A 12,964-nucleotide genomic window follows, 5' to 3' on the forward strand; every position below is an offset into this window, starting at 1 on the left:
GCGCCATGCGCCCGGCCAAGAGCGCCGCCCACTCGACGAATGGGAGCGTCGGCACCGAGATCAGCGGCGATCTCTCCTGCTACGAACGCACGGCACTCAGAGCCAGGAAGGACGTGACCGCAAGTCACGTAACGATGTCACAACGCAGAAAGCAGGCTACAGTCAGTCCAACACGCCGACGGGCGGGGCAAGCCTTGGGCGCCCAGCCCCTGCTACCTGGCATGTCCCTGACTCACGGATCTTCGCTTACTGCGATGGACTTGTTTTGTGGAGCGGGCGGACTGTCTCAAGGGCTACGCCAAGCGGGGCCGTGAACTTCCCTGCAAAGAATGGTGGCCGGGGACGACAACGCCGTCTTCGACATCCGGATCGTCGAATTCCTGCGACGCAGGGGCGGGTATACCGGAGCACGTGAACGTCGCCGGCCTGCTGCTCGCCGCCGGGGCCGGACGGCGGATGGGACGCCCCAAGGCCCTGGTCGAGCTGGGCGGTGTGACGCTGGTCGAGCGGGGTGTCCGCCTGCTCACGGCGGGGGGCTGCCGGCCGGTCGTGGTCGTCACCGGCGCCGCCGCGGACGAGGTGGGCGCCGTCGTGCGACGCCTCGCCACCCGCCGGGTCGCCGGGCCGGCGCCCGCGGGCGAGGATGCGCCCGAGATCGGCCTGGAACCCACGGCTGGGATGGAACCCACGGCCGGCCCGATGCCGGAGGTTCGCCTGGTATCGGCCGCGCGGTGGGCCGAGGGTGTCGGCGCGTCGCTGCGGGCCGGTCTCGCCGCCCTGGTCGGCACCGACGCCGACGCCGTGATCGTCACCCTGGTAGACTAACCGTCCCTCGGCGCGGCGGCGGTGCAACGTCTGATCTCCGCCGCGGCCGATCCGGGGTCGACCCATCCGGCGCTGACCGCCACCTACGGAGGCCGGCCGGCCCATCCCGTCCTGCTACGCCGCTCGGTCTGGCCCGAGGCGGCGGCTCTCGCGCGCGGCGAGGTCGGCGCCCGGGCATGGCTGCGGGCCCACCCGGGACGGGTCACCGGCGTGCCCTGCGACGGCACCGGCTCACCCGCCGACGTCGACACCCTGGCCGACCTCGAAACCCCAGCCGCCGTCGCCCCACCGACCTCGCCATCGGCGACGCGCACACCCAGCCCGGGTAGAACGTGAAGGACCCATAAGTAGGAACACCGCCGCAACGACGTGAGAAACGGAAGAACAACAGCAGACCCCGGTCTTCCAAGAAAGGATGACGCCCAACCGGGCTATCGGCAGTATCGGCGGCAGGGGAACCGGCACGGGGCACAATATCATCACTATCTGGGGCCGGCCGGACACCCGGGGATGGTGTCGGGCGCTGCGCGATGGACTCGGCGAGAAACAGCGGGAAACGCAGGCAGACCATCGTGCTGGTGGCGGGTCAGGGACGGACACGACGCTCGCTCGCGGAAAGGACGTCTCCGTGTCCGACGCCCGTCATCGATCCCGCCGCAACAGATTTCGTGGTGGCGGGTCCCATCACGGCGGGTCCCGGTATGGCGGGTCCCGGGCCGGTGGCCGCGACCGTGGCCGCGCCGTCACCGTCGGCCTGGGCATCGTCAGCGGCGCGGCGCTGCTTGTGCTGGGCGCGTTGACCGCCACCGGGATCGGGTTCGCGGCCCGCGCCGCCTGGGATGCCGGACCGGCCGGGGAATGCGCGGACGGCGGCGAACGGGCCACCCTGACCATCACCACCGCGCCGGCACTCGCGGCGCCGATCAGCCGGCTCGCCGCCGACTTCGATCTTCGGCGCGCCGGTGCCGAGGGCTCGGCGGGCCCGTGTGTGACCCTCGCCGTGTCGGCGGTCGCCTCCGACCGGGTGCTCGACACGCTGTCCCGACCGGAGCCGCCGGACTCCCCCGGCCCGCCCGACGTCTGGATTCCGGAGTCGGCCGACTGGCTGGAGCTGGGCCAGGAATCGGACCCGGCCACGGCGCAACTGCCGGCGAAGGCCACGACGATCGCGGGATCGCCCGTCGTCATCGCCATGCCGAGACTCATGGCGCAGCGCCTCGGTTGGCCGGAGCATCATGTGACCTGGGCCGAACTGGCCGCGGCCGCGGGCGAGGCCGATTTCTGGACCCACCGGGGCGAGCCCCGGTGGGGGGACTTCCGGTTCGCCATGGCCAATCCGGAGAACTCAGCCGCCGCGCTGCGGGCCGTCATCGGAACGGTGAGCGCCGCCCGCGGACTCACCGCGGCCGAGATGACCACCGGCACGTTCGACCAGGATCGCGCGGCCCAGCTCACCGTGCTCCGGCAGGAACGCTCCATCGACTGGCTGCCGGAGTATGACCAGCAGCTCTTCGACTCGGTGCGCACCGGCGGCGCGGAGAACGGCGCGGCCGGATCCGCTCCCTCGGCCTTCCCGGCCCTGGAGGCCGATGTCATCGCCTACAACCGGTCCCTGACGAGCCAGAACGGTAACCGCCTGGCCACGACGCTGGTGGCGTCCTACCCCTCGGACGGGATGTTCACGGCGACGGTGCCGTACATCGTCCTGAAGAAGACGGCGAGCTCGTCGTCCCGGCGGGCCGCGGCGGACGCCTTCGCCACCTTCGTGCGCGGGGACGCGGGCCGCGCGGCCCTTACCGGAGCCGGTTTCCGCACACTCACCGAACTGGCGGGCCACGATGACCCAGGCGGGCTGGCCGAGACGCTGAACGCGACCGATGGGGTGCGCTCCGTCCCGCCGAAGCTGGCGAGCACGGACGCCTCCGACAGCACGCTCGGCACGGCTCGGCGGTTCTTCCGCCATGCCCGTCAGCGTGGTGCCACCCTCGTGGCGCTTGACAGCTCCGGATCGATGGCCGAACCGGTCCCGGGCACCGACCCGTCAAGAACTCGGATGCAGGCGGCCGTCGAGACCTCCTGGCCGGCCTGCGCCTGTTCGCACCCGACAGCCAGGTCGGTCTCTGGCGGTTCTCCGGCGAGCAGGGCGTCCAAGGCTACCGGGATCTCGTGCCGATGGCTCCGCTTAACGCACCCGGACGAGGCGGCACCCATCGGGACGAGCTGATCGCCGCGCAGGCCGGGATCGTCCCCGGCGGAGCCACCGATCTGTACGCCACCACGCTCGCGGCCTTCCGTTTCCTGACCCAGCACTACGTCCCCGGCCGGCTCAACCAGGTCGTCATCCTCACCGACGGTCGCGACACGAACCGGGGTGCTGCCGCGCCGAGCCTGGACGGGCTGATCGAACAGCTGCACGCCGACTACGACCCGAAGCGGCCGGTCGCCATAATCATGATCGCCTACAGCAACGACGCCGACCTCACCGCGCTGCGGCGCATCACCGCGGCGACCGGAGGACGCTCCTACCTCCGGCCGGACCCGAGCCAGGTGGTCGACATCTACCTCGACGCGCTGACCCGCGTCCGCCCCTGAAGCCACGCGCGTCCCTGAAGCCATACGCCCCTGAAGCAGCTCAGACGGGAACCCCGGCGGCACGCCGTCTGCCGGCTCGGGTCCGGCGCGGATCGGGACTCGCGGCGTCTGGGAACCTCCGCAGGTATTCGCGTTCGAGCTCCAGCATCCGCGCGGTGTGGGTCTCGAAGGCGTCCTCGCTCCCCGCGATGAAGGCGTCGTGCCGGGTGCGATGCAGGTGCCGCAGCTCCCGGACGAGGTCAACGTCGGTCAGCTCCTGCGCGGGGATTCCAGCTGGTCGGTGCATCATGCCCTCGGTCTACCCATTCCGGCGGCGCGATTCCCGGCTGGCGGGAGGACCAGCAGGTTCGGCGGGATCGGAACATCCGGCCCCGGGCCGGGCGGTGGTACCGGATCCGGCGCGGGCTCGGGTGGCGTCGGCTCGGGACCGGGCAGAACAGGATCGGGGATCGGCGAGGGCGGCGAGGGCTCGGGTGGCGTCGGGCCGGGACCCGGCGGCGGGACCGTGACGATGACGGGATACGTGGTCTGCATCTGATTGCGGTGCCCGGATGGCGCTCTTCACACACCGGGACGACCAGATGCCCGCTCCTTCTGGTCGACCACTGGTCAGGCGCTGGTCGATCTGTGGCTGGCTCGCTACCGTTGCGCACTATGACCATGTTGGTCGGATCGGCGGCTTCTTCCTGCGACGTCATCCAACGCACCGAGCAACGTATGTCCCGAATGGTCGGCTATACCAGAGCAGCCTGTGCGACGTTCATGATCATTCCGCTCTTCGGCTGGGCTCGCCTGCGCCACCCGTGGATCGCCGTGCTGATCGTGGCGGCCGCGGCCGTCGAGGCATCCTGGTTCACCTGGCGGGTCTGGCGGCGGCCGGGCCGGCTGTCCCCCCGGCTGGTCCTAGCGGACGTCGCCTTCTGCGTGGCGCTGATGCTCGTCGGGTCCAGAGCCGCGCAACCCGACGAACGCAACAAGATCATGACTGAGCTCGTGCCGTTCAGCCTCGTCGCACCCGCGGGCATCGGCTTCGGCCTCGGGCTGACGCTGCTCGCGGTCGGTGCGGTGGCCGTCCTGATGGCGGCGTGGAGCCTGGCCGTGCTGCCGGACGTCTCCCTCAAGCTCGGTTCGGACCTGTTGGACGTCGCCCTGTGGTACGTCGTCGCCATGCTCATCGCCCATGAGCTGCGCGCGCTCTCCGCGGCGACCGCGGCCGCCCAGGACGAGGCCGCGGCGGCCGGGCGGCTCGCGATCGAGCAGGAGAAGGAGGCCGAGAGCCTGCGCCAACGCGAGATCACCCATCGGGAGATCCACGACTACCTGCTCCCCGTCGTCGATCACGTCGCCGCCGGTGGAGTGCCCTCGCCGGCGCTCGTCCGGGAGGCCCGGCGCGGGGCACAGCGGGCGCGTCGGATCATCATGGATCCACGCGGGATAGACCCGAGGGCCCTGGCCGTCGACGGCACGGCTTCGCCGGGCTCCACCCAGAACGGCCTCGAGGAGATGATGTCCGCGGTCGTGGACGCCTTCGCCGACGAGGGGCTCGCCCTGGTGCCCTTCGTGTCGATCAAGGGCGAACCGCCCGCGGAGGTCCGCGAGGCACTGGTGGCCGCGACGAGGGAGGCCCTGCGCAACGTGGTTCGACACTCCGCCAGCACCGACGAGGTTCACCTCTTCGTCGAGGGCGACGCGGATTCGGTGCTGGTGGTCGTCCGGGACAGGGGGGTGGGGTTCGATCCCGGCTCCGTCCGACCGGGCGGAGGCATGACCGGAAGCTATTCCGCTCTGCGCCGGTATGGCGGAGAGACCCTGGTGACCGCCTGGCCGGGTGGTGGGACGAAGGTGACCTTCCGCTGGCCTGCCGCCGAGCCGACCGGGGACGGCACGCCCGGGGACGGTCGATGAGCGTCGATCGCCGGCCGGTCTCGGTGGCGATCATTGACGATCACCCGATCGCCACCGAATCGCTGGCCGCCAGGTTCGCCGGCGCGGGGTTTTCCGTGCTGGCGCCGGCCCCGAGCCTGGAGACCTTCGACCGGGACGCCACGCCCGGGATCGTGGTGTGCGACCTGCACCTGCCCGGGGTGTCCGGGGCCGCCGCCGTGGCCGACCTGCATCGGCGCGGTCTTCGGGTGCTGGCGACCTCCGGGGTGGCGACACCGGACGAGGTCCTCGACGCGGTCGCCGCACAGGCTCGCGGCTTCGTTGAGAAGACCGCCCCGGCCCAGCAGTTCGTGGCGGCGGTGACCGCCGTCGCCGAGGGTAGCTTCCACGTCTCCGCCCGCCTCGCCGGGTTTCTACTGGAGGATGCGCACCGGCGACCGCTGTCCCGGGGCGAGATCGGGCCCGCGGAACGGAACCTGCTGCGCGGACTCGCCCAGGGCGACCTCATCGATGAACTGCGCGGCGAGTGGGGAATGACCGCCGCCACCGTGCACGACCTGCTCGATCGAATCTTCGACGCCGCCCGCCGACGCCGCCGCCTGCACCGGCCCTCCCCGCGGGAGGCTGAGGTGATGGTCCTCGTCGGTTGCCGGGGCATGTCCCACCGGGAGGCGGCACGGGCGATGAACGTCAAGGCCAGTGTCATCGCCGACTATCTGCGCACGGCGAAGGCGAAGTACGTGGCGAGCCATCCCGACGCCCCGGCGACGATCCCGCCCAGCACGGCGGCCGCCCTCTGGGCCCGCGAGCTCGGGTTCGGCTGAGCCCCCCTTGGCTGAGGCCCCTCGATTGAGGCCCCTCGATTGAGGCCCCCTTGATTTCGAGGGATTGTCCTGCGCCGACTTCGGCCACACCCTCGTCAGGATGGGCGGGGGAAACGGCGGGGACGAAGGTCATCCGCGGTCCTGTCGTCTCTGGGCAGCCTTCCTCGGGTCGTTCCTGGGACCGGATGCGCTCCCCGTCGGCATGTGGCGGATCAGATCTCCCGACGTCGCGACGGCCCATCCGGCTGACCAACCGATCCCCGGCGACGGCACGAATGCCGAGGCGGACGGCCGTGAGATCCAGGCGGTGCACCGTGGGCACGCGATCTGGCCGGGCACCCCGGACGCGGATCTGTACCGGCTGGACGACTCGCGGTGGCTGCTGCGCAACAACCGGAGGGCCGCCCTACTCACCCGACGCCTGGTCGCCCGGGCCGGGCCCGTCACGGACGGCACGCCCGTCACGGACGGGTCCGCCCACCTGCATCTCGCCACCGGCGATCCGCTCGCGGGCTACCTTCAGATCATCCGGCTCGGACCGGTGGTCGCCCGGCTGCGCACGATCCCGGGCGAGGGGTCCTCGCTACCGCGCACCTGGCCGTCGATCTCGGCAAGCAGGCCGCCGAGCAGGTAGCCGGACTGGCGGCCGCCACGGGCGACCTGCGTCGCGCGCCCTGGCGCCCCAGCCGATGGATCACCCGGACGGATCGGTGACGGCCGGGGATCATCCGCTTTCCCCCGATGATTGAGGGATGGTGTCGGCCCATCGGAATTACCAGGATCGAGGGCAGGGACCATGCCGGTGCGACGGGTCGGGCCGGATCGTCGGGGGAAGCGAGACGGCTTGGTGCCGGATCGGGGGCGCACCGGCGTGGTTCCGCGGACTGTCGGTCGCCGGGGAAGGCCGGCAGTCTGCCTGTTCATGCCGGCAGGCGCCGGCCGCCGCTGTCCGCACCGGCGAGAGCCGCTACGAAGGGCAACCGGTCGCAAACATTCGGTCCCAGCTTTTGCCCCACTGGTGAGGGTGTCGCCGGTGGCTTTGTCGACATCGCTATGATCTGCCCACTGGAAACGTGGACAGGGGGTGCTGTGGGCGAGCCGATCCTCGCCATCGACTACGGCACCTGCAGTGCCTTGGCCGTCGACGGTCGCATCGAACCGGTGAAGGAGCCCGCGAGCGGCTCGGCGAGCTGGCCCGCGTCGGTCTTCGTGGACGGCGGCAGCCTGATCGTCGGCACGCTCGCTGAGCGGCGCAAGCGGATCTGGCCCGCGGCGTACCGCGGCGAGGTCAAGCGCGATCTGGCCCGGGACAGCGCCGTGTCGCTCGACGGCCGCGGCTATCCGGCGCACGTGCTGGTGGCCGCGGTGCTGTCCGCGCTGAAGGCCGAGGCCGAACAGCAGCTCGGCGGTGCGGCGCTGTCGCGGGCCGTCGTCACGATACCGGCGAGCTACGATCCCGCCGGCCCGCTGCGCCGGACGATGATCGCCGCGGCGGAGGCCGCCGGGTTCGTCGACGTGGACCTGCTCGCCGAGCCGGTCGCGGCGGCCTGGTCGCCGGTGGTCGGCGCCGCGCCCGAGCCTGGCTCGCTCATGCTCGTGTACGACCTGGGTGGCGGGACGTTCGAGGGGGCGCTGGTCGCGGTCGGTGAGGACGGCCGGCACGAGCTGCTCTCCCACTCGGCTCTGCACGACTGCGGCGGCCGCGAACTCGACCAGATTCTGTTCGACGAGATCCTGGGGTTGTACGGGCCGGGGCTGGAACCGCTACTGAATCCGCCCGGGATCGGCGAGACGTTCCAGACCACGGCCAACCGGACCCGCCACGAGCTGCTCGACTTCGCCCGGGCGGTGAAACATCAGCTCTCCGCCATCGCCGTCGTGGAGGACGTTTTCAGCCCGGCCGGCCTGCTGGTCAGCATGCAGCGTGACCGGTTCACCCAGCTCGCCTCCCCCATCCTGGCCCGCACGATGGCCTGCTGCCAGCACCTGCTGAAGTCATCCGGTTACGGACCGGACAAGCTGAGTGGGGTGCTCCTCGTCGGGAGCAGCTCCCGGATCCCGGTCGTCACCGACATCCTCGAAGGTCGGCTCGGGGTCGGCACCGACTGGCCGGGGCAGCAGATCTACCTCCCCGCCGATCCCGAGCTCGCCGTGGTGCTCGGCGCCGCCGCCTGGGCAAGCTCGGTCTCCACCCGCCGGACCACCGCGGCGCGCCCGAATCCGGTCCTGCAACCGGCTCGCTGGGACATCCCCGGCGGGCGGGCGACGATGGTGTGCTGGCTCGTCGAGCCCGGGGAACGCTTCGACGCGAGCGCCGTGCTGGCGCGGGTCCGCCTCACCGACGGTTTCCTGTTCGACCTGGCCGCCGAGGCACCGGGTAGCCTCATCCACACCCACGCGGCACCCGGCACTCCGGTCCGCGACGCCGACTGGTTGGCGACCACGCTTCCGTCCGGGCCGGTGCCGATGGGGTCGGCGGTGCCGGCGGACCTGCGCGGCTTCGAGCGCAGCAGCCGCCCGTCTCACCACGTCGAGGTCACCGCACGGGCCACCCTCAAGGGACACGAACGCGATGTCACCTCGGCGGCCTTCTCCCCAGACGGCAAGGTGCTCGCCACCACCAGCAAGGACGGCACCCGGCTGTGGGACGTCGCCACCGGCCGAACGTCGGTCACGCTCAGCGGGCGCAAGAGCCTGGTCGTGCACGGCTGCGCCTTCTCCCCGGACGGCAAGCTGCTCGCCACCACCGGCAGCGACAAGACGGCCCGCATCTGGGACGTCGACGCCGCCCGCCAGACGGTGACCCTGACCGGGCACCGGGGACCCGTGTACGGCTGCGCCTTCTCCCCGGACGGCAGCCTGCTCGCCACGACCAGTACCGACCGCACCGTCCGGCTGTGGGGTTCGTCGACCGGGAAGAACCTTGCCACCCTCAACGGCCATCGCGGCTCGGTCTACGGCTGCGCCTTCTCTCCCGACGGCCGGCTGCTCGCGACGAGCGGCAACGAGGGCACCCGGCTCACCGACGCCTCCAGCGGCACCACCGTGCTCACCCTGCCGGGTTCGGCGCAGAGCTGCGCCTTCTCCCCGGACGGCCACCTGCTGGCGACGGCGAGCACCGACGACACCGCGCAACTGTGGGACGTCGTGACCGGGTCCGCGATCGCCACCCTCACCGGGCACAGCAGCACGGTGATGAGCTGCGCGTTCGCTCCCTACGGCCTCCTGCTCGCCACCACCAGTACCGACATGACCGCTCGGCTCTGGGACATCATCTACACCCCCTGACGCTCCGGCCGTCCCGGCAGGCAGATCCGCCGCCCGGAACTCCCGGAACTCCCGGAGATCAGGTCGGGAAGACCGAGCCGTCCCGCGGCGGGCACTTCAGGCCGAGGTCGTCCAGCACCGCCTCGGGCACGACGCCACACCCGACCTCGTAGGTACCGAGCTGGACCAGTTCCCACCCGGAGTCCGTGTGATGCAGTACCCCCTCGGCCCGGTCGAGATCGGCCACAGTCGGGCGCAGCTCGGTCAGTGCCCAGCTCGGGTCGCTGGCGGCCACGGTGGTCCCGGTGACCTCGTAGTTCTGCGGCGGAACATCCGCGGTGAACGGGCTCGTCCGGACCGCCTCGGCAATCGCGCCCGCATCCCCGGCCGACGGCGGGAAGGTGCCGGCGCCGCGAGCTACGGCGGCGACGACGCGGCTGGTTTCCCCGGGGGCCGACGCCACCGAGGACGATCTGGAACAGGCGAACGCCGTACCCACGGTCACAACTCCCGCGGTGACCAGAGTTGCGGTGGGCAGTACCACCCGGCGCACGATACGGGGACGGTTACCGCGGACGGCGGACCGAGGACGACTATGGCGAGCCATGCTGTGCACCTACCCAGTTTGCGCAGGTGAACCCCCTGAAGGGGGATACTCCAACGGTCAACCCGACGACAGATCACATCGTGATCCCGTTGATATTCTCCCATCTCTCATCACCTCCGCCCACATTAGTCTCACCAAGATAAAATCTTGGCAAGATGTGATGCGATGCTTGACCGAACGTGGTGTCCATCCCATCGGAGCCGTCGGGCCCGCCACCCGGGGGGAGGCTGCCATTCGAGGGGGTCCCCGTCGTCTCGTCGATGGACATCGCGGCGAGTGGCACACCTACGATTCCGCGGCCCCGGGCATTCACAGAACCAGCTCACAGCAAGCTCACAGCAAGACCTCAGGTAACAGCCAGCCAAGGAGGCGAAGCTGACACCATGCAATCGGTGCGGGTCCTCGTGGTAGACGACGAGACGACACTGGCGGAGTTGCTGTCGATGGCGCTGCGCTACGAGGGGTGGGAAGTGCGCAGCGCCGCGGATGGTCGCGGAGCGCTGCGGCTCGCCCGCGACTTCCGGCCGGACGCGGTCGTTCTCGATATCATGCTGCCCGACATGGACGGCTTGGAGGTGCTTCGGCGCCTGCGGGCGGAGAGCCCGGACGTACCGGTGCTGTTTCTGACCGCCCGGGACGCCGTCGAGGACCGGGTGGCGGGACTCACCGCCGGCGGCGACGACTACGTCACGAAGCCGTTCAGTCTCGAGGAGCTCGTCGCGCGGCTGCGCGGACTGATGCGTCGCGCCGCGCGCACCACCGAGGCGTTGCAGGGCGCCCGGCTCGTCGTCGGCGACCTCACGATGGACGAGGAGAGCCGGGAGGTGCAGCGCGCCGGCCAGCCGGTGCACCTCACCGCCACCGAGTTCGACCTGCTGCGCTTCTTCATGCGCAACCCACGCCGGGTGCTCAGCAAGGCCCAGATCCTCGACCGGGTCTGGAACTACGACTTCGGCGGCCAGGCGAACGTCGTCGAGCTCTACGTCTCGTACCTGCGCAAGAAGATCGACGCCGGCCGCCCCCCGATGATCCACACGATGCGCGGGGCCGGGTACGTCCTGCGGCCGGCCGATCCGGCGCTGGCACCGAAGACCTCCGCCACCCCGTCATCGAGGGGCACCGCGCCGGGCCCGGCATGAGCTCCCCGGCTCACCGGATCGTGCCGGTCTCGCCCTCGCGCTGGTCGCTGCGCACCCGGCTGCTCGTCCTACTGATGCTCCTGCTGGCGACCGTCTCGCTGGCGATCGTGTTCGTCACCGCCGTCGCGCTGCGAGGTGTCCTCGTCGACCAGCTCGACAGGCGGCTGCGGGAGGCCAGCGGACGATGGGACCGGCCGGAACCCGCCTTTCTTCAGAACCTCCCGTCCTTCCCGGCCCCGGCCGAGGGGAACGCCGGCTACGGCACTGCCGGCGTCTCGGCCACCGCCGCCGGCTCCGCTGCCCCCGCCGATTCCGCTGCCGACTCCGCTGCCGCCGGCCAGCCGTCCAGCCTCAGCCCGCAGCAGCTGCGGGTCCGCCGGTTCTTCCGTGGACCGGTCGATCCGGGAACGCTGGGAGCCGTCGTGGACGAGGATGGAACCTACGGGGCCTTCATCGATACCGCCGGTGAGGGGAAGGAGCTGACCACCGCCGAGACCGCCGTCGTCGCGGGCATTCCCGCCTACCTGCGGCCGTATACCCGGGCGTTCGGCGATCAGGGTGACTATCGGCTCCTCGCGAGGACCACCCCTGACGGTATGACCGTCATCACCGGGCTGCCGATGAAACAGGTGAACGCGACCCTCACCAGGATGGCGATGATCGCTGGGGTGGTGGCCCTGGTGGGGATCGCGGCCGCCGCGATCGCCGGCACGGCGATCGTCCGCGTCACGCTGCGACCGCTGCGGCGGGTCGCCGCGACGGCCTCCCGGGTCGCCGAGCTACCCCTCGACCGGGGTGAGGTGGCCCTGTCGGTGCGTGTGCCGCAGGTCGACACCGACCCGCGCACAGAGGTCGGCCAGGTCGGGGCGGCACTCAACCGGATGCTCGGCCACATCGGTGCCGCGCTGGCCGCCCGGCACGCGAGCGAGATGCGGATGCGCCAGTTCCTCGCCGACGTCAGCCACGAACTGCGCACTCCGCTCGCGGCGATCAGCGGGTACGCCGAGCTGACCCGCCGGACCCGCGAGCACGTCCCCGCGGACGTCACCTACGCGATGAGCCGGGTCGAGTCCGAAAGCGCGCGGATGACGGCGCTGGTCTCCGACCTGCTGCTGCTCGCCCGGCTCGACTCCGGTCGGGATCTGGTCCGGGAACCGGTGGACGTCTCCCGGCTGATCGTCGACGCGGTCAGCGACGCGCACGTGGCCGCCCCGGGCCACCGCTTCGCCCTCGGCCTGCCCGAGGAGCCGGTCACGGTCACCGGGGACCCGGCCCGCCTGCACCAGGTTCTCGCGAACCTGCTGGCCAACGCCCGCACCCACACGCCGCCGGGCACCCAGGTCACGGCGAGCCTGACCGTGAGCGGCCCCACGGCGATCCTCGCGGTCGTGGACGACGGCCCGGGCATCCCCCCGGATCTGCTCCCCGAGGTCTTCCAACGCTTCGCGCGCGGCGACAGCTCGCGGTCCCGCGCCGCCGGTAGCACCGGGCTGGGGCTCGCCATCGTCGCCGCCGTCGTCGAGGCACATCACGGGCACGTGCAGGCCACGAGCGAGCCGGGACGCACCGCCTTCATGGTCGAGCTGCCCCGATGCCTCCCACCCTCGGGGACGGTCCCACCCGAGCCTGCCCGCCTGACCGGCCCGACGCACCCCGACCGAGCTTCACAGCCTGCGTACAGGTAGATCACAAGAAGCCGAAAGGTCCGCGGTCGACAGTGATCCCCATGTCGCCCATACTCACCGACCCGGTGCCCCTCTCCGGAGGCGGTCGGGCCCCTGGACATCGGCGGCGCATGCCGTGGACCAGGGACCAGCCCCACCATG

General features: G+C 71.4%; 10 protein-coding genes and 1 pseudogene. 9 read left to right on the plus strand and 2 right to left on the minus strand.

Translation table 11 applies throughout. The features are described from left to right. Window positions 1–456 precede the first annotated feature (456 nt). The 3 genes and pseudogenes from ACY5KJ_RS10700 (at window position 457) to ACY5KJ_RS10710 (ending at window position 3,417) form a co-directional block, all read left to right on the plus strand. Window positions 457–1,161 (plus strand): annotated as a pseudogene (locus ACY5KJ_RS10700) (nucleotidyltransferase family protein). A 292-nt stretch (window positions 1,162–1,453) separates the two neighbouring features. After that, a complete protein-coding gene (locus ACY5KJ_RS10705; RefSeq protein ID WP_462203279.1) occupies window positions 1,454–3,049 on the plus strand; it encodes a substrate-binding domain-containing protein in 1,596 nt (531 codons plus the stop codon). Continuing rightward, complete coding sequence (locus ACY5KJ_RS10710) at window positions 2,998–3,417, plus strand: vWA domain-containing protein (protein WP_462203280.1); 420 nt, start codon at window positions 2,998–3,000, stop codon at window positions 3,415–3,417. The genes ACY5KJ_RS10705 and ACY5KJ_RS10710 overlap by 52 nt, the downstream gene beginning before the upstream one ends. A 40-nt stretch (window positions 3,418–3,457) precedes the next feature. Here ACY5KJ_RS10710 and ACY5KJ_RS10715 read toward each other — a convergent pair whose 3' ends face one another. Then, window positions 3,458–3,706: a DUF6158 family protein gene (locus ACY5KJ_RS10715; RefSeq protein WP_011434791.1), complete on the minus strand. Its 249-nt coding sequence runs from the start codon at window positions 3,704–3,706 to the stop codon at window positions 3,458–3,460. Between the two features lie 473 nt (window positions 3,707–4,179). Here ACY5KJ_RS10715 and ACY5KJ_RS10720 point away from each other — a divergent pair, with 473 nt between their 5' ends. From ACY5KJ_RS10720 to ACY5KJ_RS10735, 4 genes are all read left to right on the plus strand, one after another. Beyond that, window positions 4,180–5,322, plus strand: coding sequence for a sensor histidine kinase (locus ACY5KJ_RS10720; protein ID WP_462188522.1), 1,143 nt, complete (start codon window positions 4,180–4,182; stop codon window positions 5,320–5,322). Continuing rightward, complete coding sequence (locus ACY5KJ_RS10725) at window positions 5,319–6,125, plus strand: response regulator (RefSeq protein ID WP_462188523.1); 807 nt, start codon at window positions 5,319–5,321, stop codon at window positions 6,123–6,125. Before ACY5KJ_RS10720 ends, ACY5KJ_RS10725 begins: the two co-directional genes overlap by 4 nt. Window positions 6,126–6,225: 100 nt before the next feature. Then, entirely contained in the window at window positions 6,226–6,759 is a 534-nt protein-coding gene (locus ACY5KJ_RS10730) for a hypothetical protein (protein ID WP_462203281.1), read from the plus strand. A 455-nt stretch (window positions 6,760–7,214) separates the two neighbouring features. After that, window positions 7,215–9,413 carry an Hsp70 family protein gene (locus ACY5KJ_RS10735; protein WP_462203282.1) on the plus strand — a complete coding sequence of 733 codons (2,199 nt, stop codon included), beginning with the start codon at window positions 7,215–7,217 and terminating at the stop codon, window positions 9,411–9,413. A 58-nt stretch (window positions 9,414–9,471) separates the two neighbouring features. On the opposite strand, the gene ACY5KJ_RS10740 is transcribed toward ACY5KJ_RS10735, so the two are convergent. Next, window positions 9,472–9,999 carry a hypothetical protein gene (locus ACY5KJ_RS10740; protein WP_462203283.1) on the minus strand — a complete coding sequence of 176 codons (528 nt, stop codon included), beginning with the start codon at window positions 9,997–9,999 and terminating at the stop codon, window positions 9,472–9,474. Window positions 10,000–10,382: 383 nt separating this feature from the next. Here ACY5KJ_RS10740 and ACY5KJ_RS10745 point away from each other — a divergent pair, with 383 nt between their 5' ends. Then, window positions 10,383–11,138, plus strand: a complete 756-nt coding sequence (locus tag ACY5KJ_RS10745; RefSeq protein ID WP_462188567.1) for a response regulator transcription factor — start codon at window positions 10,383–10,385, stop codon at window positions 11,136–11,138. Then, complete coding sequence (locus ACY5KJ_RS10750) at window positions 11,135–12,823, plus strand: sensor histidine kinase (protein ID WP_462203284.1); 1,689 nt, start codon at window positions 11,135–11,137, stop codon at window positions 12,821–12,823. Before ACY5KJ_RS10745 ends, ACY5KJ_RS10750 begins: the two co-directional genes overlap by 4 nt. The last annotated feature ends 141 nt before the right edge of the window (window positions 12,824–12,964 follow it).

The sequence above is a fragment of the Frankia sp. CcWB3 genome (assembly GCF_977927595.1).